The 17,986-nt window shown below is 73.9% G+C and carries 19 protein-coding genes and 1 pseudogene; 2 read left to right on the plus strand and 18 right to left on the minus strand.

The features are described from left to right. Positions 1–97 precede the first annotated feature (97 nt). Positions 98–847: a M23 family metallopeptidase gene (locus tag J3P38_RS02135; RefSeq protein WP_307807652.1), complete on the plus strand. Its 750-nt coding sequence runs from the start codon at positions 98–100 to the stop codon at positions 845–847. 390 nt (positions 848–1,237) lie between these two features. Here J3P38_RS02135 and J3P38_RS02140 read toward each other — a convergent pair whose 3' ends face one another. The 14 genes and pseudogenes from J3P38_RS02140 to J3P38_RS02200 form a co-directional block, all read right to left on the minus strand. After that, entirely contained in the window at positions 1,238–2,128 is an 891-nt protein-coding gene (locus J3P38_RS02140) for a tyrosine recombinase XerC (protein WP_210440595.1), read from the minus strand. 115 nt (positions 2,129–2,243) lie between these two features. Continuing rightward, positions 2,244–3,392 carry a DNA-processing protein DprA gene (gene dprA / locus J3P38_RS02145; RefSeq protein WP_210502534.1) on the minus strand — a complete coding sequence of 383 codons (1,149 nt, stop codon included), beginning with the start codon at positions 3,390–3,392 and terminating at the stop codon, positions 2,244–2,246. After that, positions 3,389–4,993 carry a YifB family Mg chelatase-like AAA ATPase gene (locus tag J3P38_RS02150; protein ID WP_210502535.1) on the minus strand — a complete coding sequence of 535 codons (1,605 nt, stop codon included), beginning with the start codon at positions 4,991–4,993 and terminating at the stop codon, positions 3,389–3,391. The genes dprA and J3P38_RS02150 overlap by 4 nt, the downstream gene beginning before the upstream one ends. Further along, positions 4,993–5,391: a YraN family protein gene (locus J3P38_RS02155; protein ID WP_210502536.1), complete on the minus strand. Its 399-nt coding sequence runs from the start codon at positions 5,389–5,391 to the stop codon at positions 4,993–4,995. The genes J3P38_RS02150 and J3P38_RS02155 overlap by 1 nt, the downstream gene beginning before the upstream one ends. A gap of 183 nt (positions 5,392–5,574) precedes the next feature. Beyond that, positions 5,575–5,883, minus strand: coding sequence for a DUF2469 domain-containing protein (locus J3P38_RS02160; RefSeq protein WP_056906529.1), 309 nt, complete (start codon positions 5,881–5,883; stop codon positions 5,575–5,577). After that, positions 5,880–6,593 (minus strand): ribonuclease HII, encoded by a 714-nt coding sequence (locus J3P38_RS02165; RefSeq protein ID WP_210440596.1) that lies wholly within the window; start codon positions 6,591–6,593, stop codon positions 5,880–5,882. The genes J3P38_RS02160 and J3P38_RS02165 overlap by 4 nt, the downstream gene beginning before the upstream one ends. 29 nt (positions 6,594–6,622) lie before the next feature. Then, positions 6,623–7,375, minus strand: coding sequence for a signal peptidase I (lepB, locus tag J3P38_RS02170; protein ID WP_307807654.1), 753 nt, complete (start codon positions 7,373–7,375; stop codon positions 6,623–6,625). A 159-nt stretch (positions 7,376–7,534) separates the two neighbouring features. After that, positions 7,535–7,885 carry a 50S ribosomal protein L19 gene (rplS, locus tag J3P38_RS02175; RefSeq protein ID WP_210438232.1) on the minus strand — a complete coding sequence of 117 codons (351 nt, stop codon included), beginning with the start codon at positions 7,883–7,885 and terminating at the stop codon, positions 7,535–7,537. Between the two features lie 192 nt (positions 7,886–8,077). Then, on the minus strand, positions 8,078–8,572 hold the full coding sequence (locus J3P38_RS17990) for a GNAT family N-acetyltransferase (protein WP_307807855.1): 495 nt from the start codon (positions 8,570–8,572) through the stop codon (positions 8,078–8,080). A gap of 15 nt (positions 8,573–8,587) precedes the next feature. Next, positions 8,588–9,256, minus strand: a pseudogene (gene trmD / locus J3P38_RS17530) (tRNA (guanosine(37)-N1)-methyltransferase TrmD); the annotation flags it as partial. Continuing rightward, the gene (rimM, locus tag J3P38_RS02185; protein ID WP_307807655.1) at positions 9,253–9,810 is read right to left on the minus strand and encodes a ribosome maturation factor RimM; all 558 of its coding nucleotides are present in this window, start codon (positions 9,808–9,810) and stop codon (positions 9,253–9,255) included. The pseudogene trmD and the gene rimM, both read right to left, overlap by 4 nt. Before the next feature lie 181 nt (positions 9,811–9,991). After that, positions 9,992–10,234 (minus strand): RNA-binding protein, encoded by a 243-nt coding sequence (locus tag J3P38_RS02190; RefSeq protein ID WP_090973096.1) that lies wholly within the window; start codon positions 10,232–10,234, stop codon positions 9,992–9,994. Positions 10,235–10,236: 2 nt separating this feature from the next. Continuing rightward, positions 10,237–10,785 (minus strand): 30S ribosomal protein S16, encoded by a 549-nt coding sequence (rpsP, locus tag J3P38_RS02195; RefSeq protein ID WP_210438234.1) that lies wholly within the window; start codon positions 10,783–10,785, stop codon positions 10,237–10,239. Positions 10,786–10,987: 202 nt separating this feature from the next. Continuing rightward, entirely contained in the window at positions 10,988–11,641 is a 654-nt protein-coding gene (locus J3P38_RS02200) for a GNAT family N-acetyltransferase (RefSeq protein WP_210502539.1), read from the minus strand. 82 nt (positions 11,642–11,723) lie between these two features. Between J3P38_RS02200 and J3P38_RS02205 the strand changes: the two genes are divergently transcribed. Next, positions 11,724–12,617: a VanW family protein gene (locus J3P38_RS02205; RefSeq protein ID WP_307807656.1), complete on the plus strand. Its 894-nt coding sequence runs from the start codon at positions 11,724–11,726 to the stop codon at positions 12,615–12,617. On the opposite strand, the gene J3P38_RS02210 is transcribed toward J3P38_RS02205, so the two are convergent. The 4 genes from J3P38_RS02210 to J3P38_RS02225 all read right to left on the minus strand — a co-directional run bounded on the left by J3P38_RS02210 (position 12,601) and on the right by J3P38_RS02225 (position 17,950). Continuing rightward, positions 12,601–13,683, minus strand: coding sequence for an amidohydrolase family protein (locus tag J3P38_RS02210; RefSeq protein ID WP_210438236.1), 1,083 nt, complete (start codon positions 13,681–13,683; stop codon positions 12,601–12,603). The genes J3P38_RS02205 and J3P38_RS02210 overlap by 17 nt on opposite strands. A gap of 10 nt (positions 13,684–13,693) precedes the next feature. Then, positions 13,694–14,056 (minus strand): hypothetical protein, encoded by a 363-nt coding sequence (locus J3P38_RS02215; RefSeq protein WP_210438237.1) that lies wholly within the window; start codon positions 14,054–14,056, stop codon positions 13,694–13,696. Continuing rightward, positions 14,053–15,636, minus strand: coding sequence for a signal recognition particle protein (gene ffh / locus J3P38_RS02220; protein ID WP_210438238.1), 1,584 nt, complete (start codon positions 15,634–15,636; stop codon positions 14,053–14,055). The genes J3P38_RS02215 and ffh overlap by 4 nt, the downstream gene beginning before the upstream one ends. 91 nt (positions 15,637–15,727) lie before the next feature. Beyond that, a complete protein-coding gene (locus J3P38_RS02225) occupies positions 15,728–17,950 on the minus strand; it encodes a [protein-PII] uridylyltransferase (protein ID WP_210502540.1) in 2,223 nt (740 codons plus the stop codon). Positions 17,951–17,986 lie beyond the last annotated feature (36 nt).

The following is a 17,986-nucleotide window of genomic DNA, read 5'->3' on the forward strand; positions in this document are numbered from 1 at the left end:
GGCCACCGCCCGTCCACAGGCGGTTGCGGGACGCGGTCGTCCCCAGGCCGCTCGGGCGCGCGGAGCGCGGCACGCCCGGCGCGACCACGATCGCAGGGTGCGCACCCTCCTCGGCCTCCTGCTGGTCCTGCTCGCCGGCCCTGCGTCCCCCGTGGCCGCGGCCGTGTCCCCCGCCGCGGCGTCTCCTGCCGCCGTGCCCCCCGCAGCGGCCGGGTCGGGCGCGTCCCCGGCCGGGTCTCCGATGGGGTCCGGCGTCCGGCCGGCCATCCGGTCGGCCATCCGGCCCGCCATGGGGCCGGCAACTGGGCCCGCAGTAGTCCCGGCCGTTGCGCGAGGCGGGGACGCCGACGACGGGGACGTCGCCGGGGTGTGGCCGCTCGATCCGCGGCCGGACGTCGTCCGCGGATTCGAGCCGCCGCCCCATCCGTACGCCTCGGGCCACCGCGGGGTCGATCTCGCCGGCGCACCGGGACAGGCCGTGCGCGCCGCCCTGCCGGGCACCGTCGGCTTCGCCGGCTCGATCGGCGGCAAGCCGGTGGTCACCGTCGTGCACGGCGGACGGCGTACGACCTACGAGCCGGTCGTGGCGTCGGTCGAGCCGGGCCAGCGGGTGGCCGCGGGCGACCTGCTGGGCCGGCTCGTGGTCCTCGACAGCCACTGCTTCCCCGGGGCGTGCCTGCACTGGGGCCTCATCGAGGGCACGGGCGACGACCAGGTGTACCTCGACCCGCTCACCCTCGTCGGCGGCGGTCCGGTGCGGCTGCTGCCGCTGTGGCGGGACGAGCCGGTCATCGTGCGGCTCCCGTGGGCTCCGCCGCTCGAGCGCTGGCGGCGGCTGCTCGACTGACTCGCCTGACGCTTTCGCTCACGGCGCCCCCATCGGGCCTTGCGTCATACGAACCCGCACCCATACGCCCCGATCCGCATGACGCCGCCGTCGGACCGCCCTCCACCGGGCCTTGCGTCATACGAACTCGCACCCATACGTCCCGATCCGCATGACGTCCCCACCCCAGCGGACGCGTACGCCGACCCTGCGTCATACGAACTCGCACCCATACGTCCCGATTCGCATGACGTCCGCCCTCCACCGGGCCTTGAGTCATACGAACCCGCACCCATACGTCCCGATCCGCATGACGTCCCCAGCCCAGCGGACGCGTACGCCGACCCTCCCGTCATACGAACCCGCACCCATCGCATCGGTTCGTATGACGCAGCGGCCGTGGCCGAGGGGTCAGGCGCGCGGGTGCGCCTGCTGGTACGCGCGGCGCAGCCGGTCGGTGGTGACGTGGGTGTAGAGCTGCGTGGTCGCGAGGGAGGCGTGGCCGAGGAGCTCCTGGACCGAGCGGAGGTCGGCGCCGCCCTCGAGCAGGTGGGTGGCGGCGGTGTGGCGCAGCCCGTGGGGACCGATGTCCGGGGCGCCGGGGACGTCGGCGATGCGCCGGTGCACCAGCTCGCGCACGGCCCGCTGGTCGATCCGCCGTCCGCGCACTCCGAGGAACAACGCCGGCCCCGAGCCGTCGACGCGCAGCGACGGCCGGCCGTTCGCGAGCCACCGGTCGAGTGCCCGGGCGGCTGGCGTGCCGTAGGGCACGGACCGCTCCTTGCGACCCTTGCCGAAGACCCGGACCACGCGACGCTCCGCGTCCACGTCGTCGACGTCGAGGCCGGCCAGCTCGCCGACGCGGATGCCCGTGGCGTAGAGGAGCTCGAGCATCGCGACGTCGCGGAGACCGACCGGGGTGCCGTCGTCGGCGAGGTCGGCCGCCGACCGGATCAGCGCCTCGGCCTCGTCGGTGCGGAGGACCGGCGGCAGGGTCTTGTGCTTCTTCGGCGAGCCCAGCGCGGCGCCGGGGTCGGCAGGCACCCGTCCGGTGCGGTGCAGCCAGGCGGTGAACACCCGGGCGGCCGTCGCGCGACGGGCGATGGTCGTCCGGCTGCGGCCCGTGGTCTGCAGCTTGGCCAGCCAGCTGCGGAGGGTGCGCAGGTCCAGCTCCGTCACGTCGTCGATCCCGAGCCGGCCGCAGTGGTCGAGCAGGCCGGCCACGTCGCCCAGGTAGGCGCGCACGGTATGGGGGGCGAGGTCGCGCTCGGAGACGAGGTGTCGCTCGTAGTCGCCGAGCAGTCGGACGAAGCCCTCGCCGAGCCCGGCCGCACCGGACCGGTCCTCGTCGCCGCCGGGGTCCGGCCCGGTCGCTCGCGTGTCGCCCACACCCGCAGCGTAGGTGGGCGGAGCCCGTTCACGCGCCAGACACGAGGCGCCAGCCGTCCTCCTCGAGCCGGACGAAGCGCTTCGCCTGGAGCCGCCGCAAGGCCCCTTCGGTGTCCCGGACGTGCAGCGAGGACAGGCGGGCGATGGAGTCGACCTTCGCGGGGGCGCTGACAGGCACCCACTCCAGCACCCGCTGCTCCACGGGAGTGAGCGAGTCGCGGGGACGCTCCTCCCCCCGCGGCTCCTCGACGAGGTGCTCCCCGGCTGCGCCGACGAGCTCGAGCACCTCGGAGCCGTGGGTCACCACCGTGCCGCGGCCCTGCCGGAGCCAGTTGTTGACGCCCTGCGAGGTGTAGCTGGTGACAGGGCCGGGCACGCACATCACCTGGCGGCTCAGCAGCTCGGCCCAGCCCGCCGTGTTGAGGGCGCCGCTGCGCAGGGCGGCCTCCACGAGGACGGTGCCGCGGGTGACGGCGGCGATCAACCGGTTGCGCGCGAGGAACCGCGGACGGGTCGGCGCGGAGCCCGGTGGCTGCTCGGACACCACGGCGAACTCCGCCGCGAGGTGGTGCAGCAGGCGTCGGTTGCGCGCGGGATAGACGCGGTCGACGCCGCACGCCAGCACCGCCACGGTCGCGCCGCCGGCCATCAGGGCGGCGTCGTGGGCCTGGAAGTCGATCCCGAGCGCCCCGCCCGAGACGACCGGCACCCGGGCGAGCGCCAGGTGGTCGGCGAGGGTTCGAGTCATCTCCACGCCGTAGACAGACGCTGCCCGCGACCCCACGATCGCCACCGACGCCGCGAGCTCGGTGAGCGGCATGGGCCCCTTGACCCACAGACCCGGTGGTGTGCCGCCGAAGCCTTCTGCGGTGACCACGTCGTCGAGCTGGTCGAGGGCGACCGGCCACTCCGGGTCGCCCGGGACGAGGAAGCGGGTGCCGCACCTGTCGGCCTGCTCGAGCTGGCGCACCGGGTCGACGGCGGCCAGCCGGTCGGGGAGTCGGCTGTCGGGCTTGGGCACCAGCGACTGCTCGAGGGTCTTCACGGCGCCGAGCTGGCGCAGGAGCGAGGAGGTCCTCCCGTCGCCGGGCTCGACAGCACAGCTCAGCGCCACGCGTGCCAGGCGCTCGGCCTCCGGCACGGCGCGGTCGGCAGCGCCGGCGGCGGGCGTGCTCATGACGCCGCCGCGGCGACCACGCGCGCCGGGAGCGTGCGCGCGGGGTCGTCCGAGCGGAGCGCCAGCGCGATCTCGGCCTCCGCGACGCCGGGACGCACCACCCCCGAGCAGTCGGCCACGGTCCACGCCAGTCGCTGGACGCGGGTGAGGCCACGCCGGGTGAGCCGCCCCTCGGCCAGCTGGACGTCGATCGCGTGCTGGGCGTCCGGGTCGAGCGGCCACCGTTCGGCGAGCACGGCCCCGGGGCAGGAGGCGTTCAGCAACCACGAGCAGTCGCGGTATCGACGGGCCTGGCGTCGGCGCGCCTCGGCGACGCGCACCAGGACGTCGGCGGACGACTCGGGCTCGGGTCCGAACGAGCGGCCGCGGCGCCTGCCCTGCGGCCGCACCTCCATCCAGATGTCGACCCGGTCGACGATCGGACCGGTGAGCTTGCGCCGGTAGTGGGCTCGCTGGACCTCGGTGCACTCGCACGTCGCACCCGACATGCCGTGGAAGTTGCCGCACGGACAGGGGTTGGCGGCCAGCACCACCAGGGACCGGGCGGGGTAGGTGGCCGACTCCTCGCCGCGGGCGATCGTCACCTCCCCCGACTCCAGGGGCTGGCGCATCGCCTCGACGACGTCGGCGCGGAAGTGCGGGAACTCGTCGAGGAACAGCACACCGTGGTGCGCCAGGCTCACCTGACCGGGACGCACCCGGCCCGTGCCGCCGCCCAGGACGCTCGCCGCACTGGCCGAGTGGTGCGGCGCGTACCACGGCGGTCGCCGCAGCAGGCCGCAGCCGTCCGGCAGCGTCCCTGCCACCGAGTGGAGGGCGGTCACCTCCAGCGCCTGCGCGTCGGTCAGGTCGGGGAGGATGGTCGGAATCCGCTCCGCGATGGAGGTCTTCCCCGTCCCGCGCGGCCCGATGAGCATCAGCGGGTGCCCACCGGCAGCGGCGACCTCCACGGCGTAGCGGACGTCCTCGAGACCGTCGAGGTCGCGCAGGTCGAGGTCGGCGAGCCGGTCCTCGCCCTGCCACGTGGCCAGCGGGCTGCCGGACGACGCCACCACCGGCTCGGCCTCGGGCACCTCCGCCCCTCGCAGCACCGCCGACACCTGCGCCAGCGACCGGACGCCGAACACGGTCATCCCGGGCACCAGGGCCGCCTCGGCCGCCTGCGGCTCGGGCACGAAGACCCGGGTGATCCCGTGCGCGGCCGCCGCGATGACCATGGGGAGCACGCCCGGCACCGGTCGCAGCCCGCCCGAGACCGAGAGCTCGCCGACGAACGCCCACCCGGCCAGCTGCTCGGGCAGCAGGTCGGTGTGCTGCTTGTCCGCCGCCAGGACGGCCACGGCGATGGCCAGGTCGTAGTGGGTGCCGCCCTTCGGCAGGTCGGCCGGGGACAGCAGGACGGTCACCCGCTTGGTCGCCGGCCAGCGGCCGCAGTCGTTGTTGATCGCCATCCGTACGCGCTCGCGGGCCTCCGAGAGGCTCCTGTCGACGCGCCCGACCAGGGTCGTGCCGACCATTCCGGGCGACACGTCGACCTGGACGTCGATGACGTGCCCGTCGGCGCCCTTCAGCGCCAGCGAGCGGGCGGTCGCGAAGGCCATCAGCCGACCCCCTCGACGTGCTCGACCTCCACCGGCCGACCCGGTGGCGCCAGCACGCCGACCAGGTCGATGCGGACGTCGTCGGGATGGCAGTCGTGGGCGCGCAGCCAGCGAGCGGCCAGTCGCCGCAACCGGGCGACCTTGCGCTGGTCGATCGCCTCCAGCGGGGCGCCGTAGTCGGTCGAGGTGCGGGTCTTCACCTCGCAGACCAGCACGGTCCCCTCGCGCAGCACGAGGTCGATCTCGCCGGCGTCGCACCGCCAGTTGCGGTCGAGCAGCTCCATCCCGCACGAGGTCAGGTGCCGGGCGGCGATGGACTCCCCGCGCTGGCCGAGCAGGCGCCGCCGCTCGGCGGCAGGGTCGCGGGCGAACGGCGAGGTCGTGGCGGGCCGGGCCATCGTGGTGCCTTCCGGTCGGTGGACGAGGAAGGCACCAGCAGACCGCGGCGTACCGACGGGTCCGGGACCTGTCGGAGACCGGCTGTGGACGACGGGCGGATCGGGCGTCCTGTGGACGGCTGACGGCCAGGTCGTGGCCGTGCCGGGCGGGGCCGCTCGGACGTGCGCCGGTCCGACGACCGGTCAGTCCTTGGGCGGGTCGATCTCCTGGGGCGCGAGCTCCTCGACGTTGACGTCCTTGAAGGTCAGCACCTTGACGTTCTTGGCGAAGCGCGCCGGCCGGTACATGTCCCACACCCAGGCGTCGCTCATCGACACCTCGAAGAACACGTCGCCGCTCTCCGAGCGCGCCTTCACGTCCACCTGGTTGCAGAGGTAGAACCGGCGGTCGGTCTCGACGACGTACTTGAAGATGCCCACGACGTCGCGGTACTCGCGATAGAGGGTGAGCTCCATCTCGGTCTCGTACTTCTCGAGGTCCTCGGCGCTCATCCGTCCTCCTGCGTCTCGTGCACGTCGTGCTCCGCACCGACACTAGTGGCCGGCTCCACCGCCGGGTCCGGCACGGGCTCGAGACCCGCCGCGCGACGCACGTTGACGAACCGCATGCGGTGCACCGGCGAGGGACCGTGCTCGGCGAGCGCCGCCTCGTGCTCGGAGGTGATGTAGCCCTTGTGGGTCTTGAAGTCGTACGCCGGCCAGTCGCCGTCGAGGCCGACCATCAGCCGGTCGCGCGTGACCTTGGCGACCACCGAGGCCGCGGCGATGCAGGCGGCGACCCGGTCCCCCTTCCAGACCGCGAGCCCGGGCACGCCGAGGCCGTCGACCGGGAAGCCGTCGGTGAGGACGTAGGACGGGCGGGTGGACAGCCGCGCGACGGCACGCCGCAGCGCCTCCACGTTGGCCACGTGCATCCCGAGCCGGTCGCACTCGTCGTGCCCGATCACCACGACCGACCACGCCAGCGCCCGGCGCACCACCTGGGCGTAGACGCGCTCACGGGCGGCCTCCGTGAGCAGCTTGCTGTCGGCGAGCCCGGGGACGATGCCGGCCTTGCCGGGGGGCAGCACCACGGCCCCGGCCACCAGCGGGCCGGCGCACGCGCCCCGCCCCGCCTCGTCGACGCCCGCGACGGGGTCGAGCCCGGCCCGTCGCAGGGCGCGCTCGTAGCCGTAGATCCCGGCGTCGCGGCGTACGGTCACCCCGCCCGGCAGCGGCGCGGGCGGCTGGGTCACGGGGACGGGTCCGGCACGTCCTCGAACGTGGCCGGACGGGTGTTCCAGCGGAAGCGGTCGGCGGGCCAGAGCAGGACGAAGACCTTGCCGACGACGAGGTCCACCGGCACGAACTCGTCGCCGGGGACGCACTCGGTCTCGTCGGACCGGCACATCTTCTGCGAGGAGTCGGCCGAGCGGGAGCGGTTGTCGCCCATCACGAAGATGTGGCCGTCGGGGATCGGGCCGACCTCCCACTTCTCGTCGCAGGCGCCGTTGGTCGGCATGGGTCCGTTGCACTCGGCCCCGCCGCGCTTGACGTAGCCGGACTCCTGGAGGGGCTTGCCGTTGACGAGCAGGCGCCCCCGGTCGTCGCAGCACTCGATCGTGTCGCCGGCGATGCCGACCACGCGCTTCACCAGGTGACCGCCGGTCGGGTACAGCCCGATCTTGGCCATGGCCTTCGCCACCGGGTTCGTGGGGCCGGCGGAGTCGATCGGCGGCAGCCAGCCGCCGGGGTCCTTGAAGACCACGACGTCGCCGCGCTCAGGCTCGTCGTCGCCCCAGTAGGAGACCTTCTGGATGAGGATCCGGTCGTTGAGGATCAGCCCCGGCTCCATGGACTCCGAGGGGATGTAGAAGGCCTGGACGAAGAACGTCTTGATGACGACCGCGAGGACCAGCGCGACGCCGAGCAGCAGGACGGTCTCCTGCCACAGCGGCAGCTGCTTGCGCTTGCTGCGGCCGGTCCTGCCCGTGCGGCCGCTCACCGGAGCCGCTCCCGGACGGTCACCGGCCGGGGTCCCCGAACGCGACGACCGCGGTTCCTCGTCCATCGAGAGGGACGAAGAACCGCGGTCATCGGAAGTCACTCGCAGAGACTAACCAGTCCCTGGTCGGCCCACGCCCCGTGGGGCGCGGTCCGCAGATCACGCCTCGCGGCGCTCCTTGATCTTGGCGGCCTTGCCGCGCAGGTTGCGCAGGTAGTAGAGCTTCGCGCGTCGGACGTCACCGCGGGTGACGACCTCGATCTTCTCGAAGATCGGGGAGTTGACCGGGAAGGTGCGCTCGACGCCGACGCCGAACGAGACCTTGCGGACGGTGAAGGTGCGGCCGATGCCGGAGCCGTGGACGCGGATCACGACGCCCTGGAAGACCTGGACGCGCGAGCGGCTGCCCTCGACGACCTTCACGTGGACCTTGACGGTGTCACCGGCGCGGAAGTCCGGGACGTCGTCACGCTTGAGGGAGTTGCCGATGTCGGCGATGACGTTGGTCATGACTGCTCCTCGCGAGTGCCACAGGTCAACCGCGGATGGTGGTGATGGGATCGGTTGGTGCTCGTGCGGCCAGCCGTCGCGCCCCCTGTGGCAGGTGCGGTGCGGCGGGTCCCCGGGGCGGAGCATCGGCGATGCGTCCGGGCGACCCTGGCCTCGAGCAGACCAAGGAGGAAGTCTGCCAGAGCGCGACGTTCAGCGTGAAATCCGCCGGGCCCGCTTGGTGAGCACGACCGCCCCCGGCGGGGCTGCCCGGTCGGGCCGCAGCCGGAAGCCGGCCTTCTTGTACATCCGCTGGTTGTCGGTGGAGCCGGCGCCGGTGAACAGCACGTAGGTCTCCACACCCGCGGGGGCGAGGCCCTCGACCAGCTCGAGCAGCGCGCGGCCGAGGCCACGACCCTGCAGGTCGGGGGCGACCATGATGCGCCCGATGTCCCACTCGCCGTGCGCGTCGAGGCGCCCGCGGACCGCGCCGACCAGGCGTCCCGAGGACGGCTCGCGCGCCACCATGACGGTCCACTCCCCCAGCCCGCGGCGCAGGTCGTCCAGCGACTCGCGCAGCGCCGGGATGTCCACGCCCGGGTTGGCCTCGAGCTCCTGCAGCCAGCAGGCGCGCTGGAGGGTGTAGATCTCGCCGGCGTCGGCGGGCACCGCGGGCCGTACGTCGAGGTCGGCGAGGCCCGACACCACACCCGACGCCGGCAGGAGGTCCGGCCGGCGCTCGGCGGTCCGGCGCTCCGCCTGCTCGCGGCGCCAGGCGGCGATGCGCGCGTGGTCGCCGGAGAGCAGGACGTCGGGGACGTCGAGACCGCGCCACGAGGCGGGCTTGGTGTAGACGGGGTACTCGAGGAGGCCCTCGGCGTGCGACTCCTCGACGAGGGACTCGGCGTTGCCCATGAAGCCCGGCAGCAGCCGGACCACCGCCTCGGTGACGGCCAGCGCGGCCACCTCGCCACCGTTGAGCACGTAGTCGCCCAGGGAGACCTCGCGGACGACGGCCCGCTCCCGGGCGTGGTCGAGCACGCGCTGGTCGATGCCCTCGTAGCGTCCGCAGGCGAAGACGATGTGCTCGGCTGTCGCCAGCTCGCCGGCCAGGCGCTGGTCGAAGCGCTCGCCCGACGGCGTGGTGAAGACGATCGTGGTGGCCGGGCCGGCGAGCTCGTCGAGCGCCTCGCCCCACGGCTCCGGCTTCATGACCATGCCGGCGCCGCCGCCGTAGGGCGTGTCGTCCACGCTCCGGTGCCGGTCGTGGGTCCAGCGGCGCAGGTCGTGCACGGTGAAGCTGACCAGCCCCCTGGCCGCGGCCTTCCCGGGCAGCGACAGCTCGAGGGGAGCGAAGAACCCGGGGAAGATCGAGACGTAGTCGAGCCTCACGCCGGGGCCTCGTCGGGGAACGGCGAGACCAGTCCCGGCCGGTCGGCCACGACCACCCGGCCGGCCGCGAGGTCGACCTCGGGCACCAGTGCGGCGACGAACGGCACCAGCGCGTCGCGGCCGTCGGCGGTCCGCACGGTCAGCAGGTCCTGCGCCGAGCCGTGGACCAGAGCGGTGACGGTGCCGAGCGGGGTCCCGTCGAGGTCCACGACGTCGAGCCCGACGAGCTGGTGGTCGTAGTACTCCTCGGGGTCCTCGGGGGTCTCGTCGTGCCCGATGGTCGCGTGCAGCACCGTGCCCCGGGCGGCCTCCGCCGCGTTGCGGTCGGACAGCTCCTCGAACGTGACGAGCAGCGTGCTCTGGTGCCAGCGGGCGCGGGCGACGGTGAGCGTTGCGGGGCGCCGGTCGGCGCCGGCCGGGGCCTCGGCGCGCAACGTCGTCCCCGGGGCGAAGCGCCGCTCGGGCTCGTCGGTGCGTACGTCGAGGGTCACCTCGCCGCGGATGCCGTGCGGCTTGCCGATGCGGCCGACCACGACCTCGATGTCCTCGCTCACGCGGCCAGCGTAGAGGGACTGGGCCGTGGGTCCCGCAGCGACTCGACACCCAGCGGGGTCCCGTGCCGACACTCGAGGCACCCCGGCGACGTCCGGCCGAGCGGAGCCGAGCCACCCGGGAAATGGCCGACGGGCGCCGCCCCGCGAGGGGTGGCGCCCGTCGGTCGAGCCGTACGGCAGGTCAGCGGCGGCGGTCGGTGTCCACGAAGTCCACCCGCGCGCCACCGCGGCCGGCGAGGGCCGACACGACGGTGCGGAAGGCGGTCGCGGTCCGGCCGTTGCGGCCGATCACCTTGCCGAGGTCGTCGGGGTGCACCCGGACCTCGAGGATCGAGCCACGACGCAGCTGCTTGTCGCGGACGGTGACGTCGTCGGGGTGGTCGACGATGCCACGCACCAGGTGCTCGAGCGCCTCGGCCAGCACGATCAGGCCTGCTTGTCCGCGTCGATGCCGGAGGTGTTCTTGCCGGCGTCCTCAGCGGTGACGTTCTCCAGGTCGGCAGCGGCGTCGGCGGCGCCCTCGGGCGTCTCGGCGTCGGGGACCGGGTGCGTCTCGGGCGCCTCGGCGGCGGGCTCGTCGGTCTTCTTCTCGGCCTTCTTGCGGGCGGTCACCGCAGCGCCCTTGGGCTCGGCGGCGGCCTCCTTCAGCGCCTCGTTGAAGATGTCGAGCTTGGAGCGCTTGGGCTCCTTGACCTGGAGGGTGCCCTCGGCGCCCGGCAGACCCTTGAACTTCTGCCAGTCACCGGTCACCTTGAGGATCGCCTCGACGGCCTCGGAGGGCTGGGCGCCCACGCCGAGCCAGTACTGGGCCCGCTCGGAGACGACGTCGATGTAGGACGGGTCCTCCTTCGGGTGGTACTTGCCGATCTCCTCGAGGACCCTGCCGTCGCGCTTCTTGCGGGAGTCGACGACGACGATGCGGTACTGCGGCACCCGGATCTTGCCCAGGCGCTTCAAGCGAATCTTGACGGCCACGTTTGTGGTGTCTCCTCAGAAATTGTCGTGGGTGAGCGGCCCTCGCCCAGGTGGGGCCACCGGGATCGGGTCACTCGACGGGCGCTGCGTCGTCCGGGTGAGAGGGCCCGGGCGCGCAGGACACGAGGGAAGATTCTGCCAGACGCGGGCCGCGCGCGACCAATCCGGCCGCTGACGGCCCCCGAGGCCGGGGCCGCGGCGCTCAGGCGGGAGCGAGGCCGAAGAAGGAGCGGACCGCACCGGCGCCCGTCACCTCGACCGGCACCTCGCCGCGCACGAAGGTCTCGGGGGTGAGCACCAGCCCCTGGTTGAGGGCGAGCTCGCCCTCGCGCCGCCGCCGCGTGACCGCGGTCGGGCGGTAGCCGACCTTGCGCGAGACCGCGAGCGAGGCGGGGTTGTCGAGGAAGGCCGCCGACGTGATCTCCTCGAAGCCGAGGTGGTCGAAGAGCAGCTCGCAGAACGCCCGGCGCACCGCCGTGCCGAGTCCGCGCCCCTGGTGCTCGCGCCCCAGCCACGACCCGGTCTCCCCGGTCCGGGTCACCGGGAAGTCCCTGGCGGCGACTCCCTGGGCGCCGATGACGCGACCGTCGAGGAGCACGGCGAGGTCGAGGCAGAAGTCGTCGGGGCTGAAGGTGGCTCGCTTGCCCCAGTGGTACGCCGCGGTGTTGCGCGAGAGCTGCCCCGCCGGCGCGGTCGACCACGGGACGTGGAACGGCATCTCGTCCGGGTCGTGGATGCCCGCCTCGGCGACCGCGCACAGCTCGAGCAGCAGCTCGTCGGTCAGGCCGCGCAGCTCCAGCGGACCCGCGACGACGCGCAGGCCGAAGGGTGGGTAGACGTCGGCGGCGGTGAGCACGGGCCCATCCTCGTCGAGCGCGCGGAGACGCCCCAAACCATGGGGCCGCAACCGGAGCCGCGCCGCGCGCGTCTCCCCCGTCGTGAACCCAGGCACGACCACCGCGCCCGTCGACCCGCTGGAGCTCCCGCCCCGCCTGAGCGCTCCCCCACGCCTGACGCAGCGGCACCCGTGGATGCTGCCCGTGGCGATGGTGGCGCACCGGGCGCGGCGTCGTACGCAGTGGGTGCGGGACGCGTGGTCGGGCGGGGTGGTCTGGGCGTCGCGCCACGACGCCTCCGACCTGCCGGTGCGGGTGAAGCAGCACGGCTCGCTCCTGCTGCGCGAGCTCGACCCCGCCCGGATGCACTTGCAGCACAACAAGGTCACCAACCTCCGCCTGGCCGCGCGGCGGCTCGACGGCATCGTGGTCGGTCCCGGCGAGACGTTCTCCTTCAACCGGGTCGTCGGCAGCTGCACGCGGCGCAAGGGGTACCTCGACGGGATGACGCTCGCCGACGGTGCCGCCGGCTCGGGTGTGGGCGGCGGGATCTGCCAGCTGGCCAACCTCGTCCACTGGATGGTGCTGCACTCCCCGCTGACCGTCGTCGAGCGCTCGGAGCACTCCTTCGACCCCTTCCCCGACCGCGGTCGGGTGCTGCCCTGGGGCGTCGGCTGCTCGATCGTCTACAACTACGTCGACCTCGTCGTCCGCAACGACACGGACCGTCCGTTCCAGCTCCGCGCGTGGGTGGGCGAGCGCTACCTGCACGGACAGCTGCGCACCGACGAGCGCCTCCCCCACTCCTACCGGGTGGAGGCGCGCGGCGAGCAGTTCCTCCGTCGCGACGGCCGGGTGTTCCGGCGCAACCAGGTCTGGCGCCGCGTGCTGGACCGCCGCTCCGGCGAGCAGGTCGGCGAGGAGCTGGTGAGGACCAACTGCGCGCTGGTCGTCTACGAGCCGGGTCCGGGCGTGGACGTCATCGACGTCGACTGACGCCGCGCAGCACGACGGCGGTGGGCGTGCGCAGCACGGACAGGTCCTCGACGGGGTCGCGGTCGTAGACCACGAAGTCGGCCGACGCGCCCTCGACCAGGCCGTCCACCCCCAGCCACTCGCGCGCGCGCCAGCTCGCGGCGCCCAGTGCGTCGTGGGCCGGCATCCCGATCCGCACGAGTGCCTCGATCTCCCCGGCGATGTTGCCGTGGCGGCTGATGCCGCCGCCGTCGGAGCCGGCGTAGATCGGCACTCCTGCCTCGTAGGCCGCCATGATCGTGGCGGGCATGCGCGCGTAGAGGTCGGTCATCGTCGCCGCGTAGGCCGGGAACTTGTCCTGCCCCGCCGCCGCGTGCTCGGGGAACTTGTCGAGCTGCATGACGGTGGGCACCAGCCGGGTGCCGTGCTGGACCATCGCGTCGATGAGGTCCTCGGTGAGCCCGGTGCCGTGCTCGATGCAGTCGATGCCGGCCTCGATCAGCCCGGGGAGGACGCCGTGGCCGAAGCAGTGCGCGGTCACCTTCGCCCCGTGGGCGTGCGCGGCCTGGATCGCCTCGGCGAACGCCTGCGCGGGGAACGACGGCGCGAGGTCGCCCTCCTCGCGCGAGATCCAGTCGCCCACCAGCTTGATCCAGCCGTCGCCGTTGCGTGCCTCCTGGGCGGCGTACGTCGCCAGCTCGCCCGCCTCGACCTCGTGGGCGTAGCCGCGGATGTAGCGCCTGGTCGCGGCGATGTGGCGGCCGCACCGGATCAGCCGCGGCAGGTCGTCACGGTCGTGGATCCACCGGGTGTCCGCGGCCGACCCGGCGTCGCGGATCAGCAGCGCTCCCCCGTCGCGGTCGGCGATCGCCTGCTGCTCGGTGGCCTCGTCGTCGGTCGCGCCGAAGTCGTCGAGCCCGAGGTGGCAGTGCGCGTCGACCAGGCCGGGCACGATCCACCCCTCGGCGACGGTGTCGGCGCCGGCCTGCGGCTCGTAGGTGACCCGGCCGTCGACGACGTAGAGGTCGCGCGGCTCGCCGTCGGGCAGGACCGGTCCGCGGAAGCGCTGCGCTGGCTCGGATGGCATGTCAGGGACGTTACAGCCGGTCCAGCAGCCACGACGGGCTGAGCACCTGCGCCGGCGACACGTTGGCGGCGAGCACCCGGTCGGCGGTCACCACGACCACGCTCCGACCGGCCGCGGCCGCGCGCCGTGCCTGCTCGCGGACCTCGGTGTCCCCGTCGCGCGCGGCGTGCACCGTGCGGACGTGCGCGTCGCGACCGGCACGGACACCGCCCTTGGCCTGTCCCTCGAGCACCAGGACGATCTCGTCGTAGGGCGTGTCGGCGACGAGGAGCCGCTCGTGGAGGCGGCGGGCGGCGCCGGCGCGGTCGCGCCACCAGCCGTCCGGCACCGAGCCGACCACGTTGGCGCCGTCGACGACGAGGGTGGAGCTCACCTCAGGAACTGCGAGAAGTCCTTCGGCAGGTTGAGCTGCTCGGCGGCCTTCTCGTAGTCGAGCTCGGCGCCGTCGGGGTTGCCGAACGGGTTGGCGCCCCGGTCCTTGGCCGCCGCCGACTGCTGCGCGGCCTTCTGCTGGGCGGCCTTGGCCGGGTTGCCGGACACGCGCTTCTTGCCCTTCTTGCCCTTGCCCTGGGGCGCCTGACGGGCCCCGGCGCGCTTGCCCCCGCCCATGCCGGGCATCCCCGGCATCCCCGGCATCCCGGGCATGCCGCCGCCGCGAGCCATCTGCTCCATCATCTTGCGCGCCTCGAAGAAGCGGTCCACGAGCTGGTTGACGTCGGAGACCTGGCGCCCGGAGCCCTTGGCGATGCGGGCGCGCCGGGAGCCGTCGATGATCTTGGGGTTCTCGCGCTCGGCGGGGGTCATCGACTGGATGATCGCCTGGATGCGGTCGATCTCGCGCTCGTCGAAGTTCTCCAGCTGCTCGCGGAACTGACCCATGCCGGGGAGCATCCCCATGATCTTGGTCATCGAGCCGAGCTTGCGGATCTGCATCATCTGCTGGAGGAAGTCCTCCAGCGTGAAGCCGCCCTTGGTGCCGAGCTTCTCGGCGGCCTTCATGGCCTGCTCGGAGTCGAACGCCTTCTCGGCCTGCTCGATCAGGGTGAGCATGTCGCCCATGTCGAGGATGCGCGAGGCCATCCGGTCGGGGTGGAAGAGGTCGAAGTCGGTCATCTTCTCGCCGCTGGAGGCGAACATGACCGGCTTGCCGGTGATCGAGCGGATCGACAGGGCCGCACCGCCGCGGGCGTCGCCGTCGAGCTTGGTGAGCACCACGCCGTCGTACCCGACGCCGTCGAGGAAGGCCTGGGCCGTGGTGACGGCGTCCTGGCCGATCATCGCGTCGACGACGAAGAGCACCTCGTCGGGCTGCACCGCGTCGCGGATGTCGGCGGCCTGCTGCATCAGGGTCTCGTCGACGCCGAGGCGGCCGGCGGTGTCGATGATGACGACGTCGTGCAGCCGGCGCCTCGCCTCCTCGATCGAGGCCCGCGCGACGTCCACGGGGTTGCCGGTGCCGTTGCCCGGCTCGGGGGCGAAGACGGGCACGCCGACCCGCTCGCCGTTGACCTGCAGCTGCTGCACCGCGTTGGGGCGCTGGAGGTCGGCCGCGACGAGCATCGGGGTCTTGTCCTGGTCCTTCAACCACAGCGCGAGCTTGGCCGCGAGCGTCGTCTTGCCGGCGCCCTGGAGGCCCGCGAGCATGATGACCGTCGGACCGCTCTTGGCGTAGCGCAGCCGGCGCGTCTCCCCGCCGAGGATCGCGACGAGCTCCTCGTGGACGATCTTGATGATCTGCTGCGCCGGGTTGAGGGCGCCGCTGACCTCCTCGCCGCGGGCGCGCTCCTTGACCGCCCCGACGAACTCCTTGACGACCGGCAGGGCGACGTCGGCCTCCAGCAGCGCGATGCGGATCTCGCGCGCCGTGGCGTCGATGTCGGCCTCGGAGAGCCGGCCCTTGCCCCGGAGGTTCTTGAAGGTGTCGGCAAGGCGGTCGGAGAGTGTGGCGAACACGGTGTGGGCTGTCCCTCGCGTCGATGGCTGGATCGGGGGTCGTGCAGGAGTCGTACGACGCTCCAGCCTAACGTCCGGACCCGCGCAGGGCTCAGCCGCCGAGCGCGGTGCGCACGGCGTGCGCGGCCTCCGCGGCTCGTTCCTCGCTGGGGCGCACGCCGCCCACCTCCTGCACGTAGAACACGTCGACCGCCTGCGGACCGAGGGTCGAGACGTGCGCCGACGCGACCGTGAGGCCCAGTCGGGCAAGGGTGGTCAGCACGCGGTGGACCACACCGGGCCGGTCGGAGGTGCGGATCTCGAGCACCAGGGAGGCGCGCGAGGCGTCGGGACGCACCTCCACGATCGGCGGCAGCTCGCCGTCCGGCCGGGCCGGCAGGTCGGGCAGTCGCTGGGTGCCGTCGACGACGCGCCCGATGCGCTCGCGGAGCACCGTGGCGTCCAGGTAGGCGTCGGGCACCTCCCAGGCGCTGACCCCCCACTCCCCGTCGGCGTCGACCTGCGCCCAGGCGCGGGCGGCCTTGACGGGCATCCGCAGCGCGGCGAGTCCGCCCGCCACGTCGGCGAGGAGGCCGACCCGGTCGGCGGCGACGACGGTCACCGTGGCGCCGTCGTCGTGCGGCTCGACCGAGACCGCGACCGCCTCGTGGTCGCGGCGCACCGACTCCGGCACGGGCAGCGAGCCCTCGGGTGCGGCGGAGGTCGGCTCGGCGCCGAGCGCCTGGTCGGCCCGCGAGACGAGGCGGTCGACCAGCGAGGCCCGCCACGACGTCCACGCGGCGGCCGAGGCGGCCTTCGCGTCCGCCTCGGTCAGCGCCCGCAACAGCTCGAGGCTGGCGGCGTCGGGGACGTGCGCCAGCAGCTCGGCGGTGGTCGCCGGGTCGTCGGGGTCGCGGGTGGTCGCGAGGGTGACGAGCAGCAGGTGCCACCGCACCAGCGAGGCCACCACCTCGGCGTCGAGGTCGGTGAAGCCCATCCGGGTCACGACCTTGCGGGCCAGCGGCTCGCCGGCGACGGAGTGGTCGTGCAGCGAGCCCTTGCCGATGTCGTGGAGCAGCGCCGCCACCAGCAGCAGGTCGGGGCGCCGCACGCCGCGGATGAGCGCCCCCGCCGCCGCGCACGTCTCGACGACGTGGCGGTCGACGGTGAAGCGGTGGACGGCGGAGGCGTGCGGCAGCAGCCGGATCTGCTCCCACTCGGGCAGGAAGGTCTCGATCCCGTCGACCTCGTCGAGCGTCTCCCACACCGGCAGCAGGCCGGGGCCGCTCGCGAGCAGACGGACGAGCGCGTCGCGGGCGGCGGCGGGCCACGGCACCGGCAGCTCGGCTCCCTCGCGCACGAGGCGGGCCGCCGTGGTGGGGGCCAGCACGGCGTCGCGGCTGGCTGCCTCGGCGGCCGCCCGCAGCAGGAGCGTCGGGTCGTCGGCCGGCCGCACCCCGGTGTCGAGCACCACCTCGCCCCGGGAGAGGGCGATGCCGGGCGCGATCGGCTCGAGCGCGGGCGTCCGTCGGCTCCGCTCGCCCGTCGGGCGGGCGAGCACCATGTCCGTGCGCCGCCACGTCAGTCGCGAGAGGTGCGCCACCCGGCGACCCATGGAGCGCACGTGGCGCTGGGCGGCCCCGGCGTCGCCCAGCTCGAGCCGCTCCGCGAGCGGGGCCCACATCTCCGGGGTGATGCGGTCGGCGGGGCGGCCGGCGAGGTCCTGCACCTCGTCGCGCACGTCGAGGAGCTGGAGGCGGGCCGACTCCAGGTCGGGTGTGGAGGCGTCGACGAGCCAGCTGGCCTCGAGCGCCTTCAGCACCCCGGCGTCGCGCAACCCGCCCTCGGCCTCCTTGACGTCGGGGACCGAGGCGTGGGCGAGCTCCCCGGTGACGGCGTGGCGCTTGCGGCTCATCGCCTTCAACTCCGGGAGCCGGGTGCGGGCCTGGCGGCGCCAGTCGGCCAGCATCACCGTGCGCAGGCGCAGGCTCAGGCCCGGGTCGCCCGCGAGGTGGCGGGCGTCGAGCAGTCCGAGCGCGACGCGGAGGTCGGCGGCGGCCTCGAGCGCCTCGCTGAGGGATCGGACCGAGTGGTCCAGCCGCCGGCCCGAGTCCCACAGCGGGTACCAGAGGGTCCTGCCGAGGTCGCCGAGGTCGGCGTCGTCGTCGTGGACGAGCACGACGTCGAGGTCGGAGTGCGGGGCGAGCTCGCCGCGGCCGTACCCCCCGACGGCGACCAGGGCCACCCCGGTGTCGGGCCCTGCGGAGGCGGCGTACGCCTCCCGGCAGAGCTCGTCGGCCGAGGCGGCCCTGGTCCGGCGCCCAGGGGCGGTCACGCGCCCGCCGCCTGGGGACCGGGTGCCGTCGGAGTG

This window comes from Nocardioides xinjiangensis, assembly GCF_017916455.1.
Lineage (GTDB): Bacteria > Actinomycetota > Actinomycetes > Propionibacteriales > Nocardioidaceae > Nocardioides > Nocardioides xinjiangensis.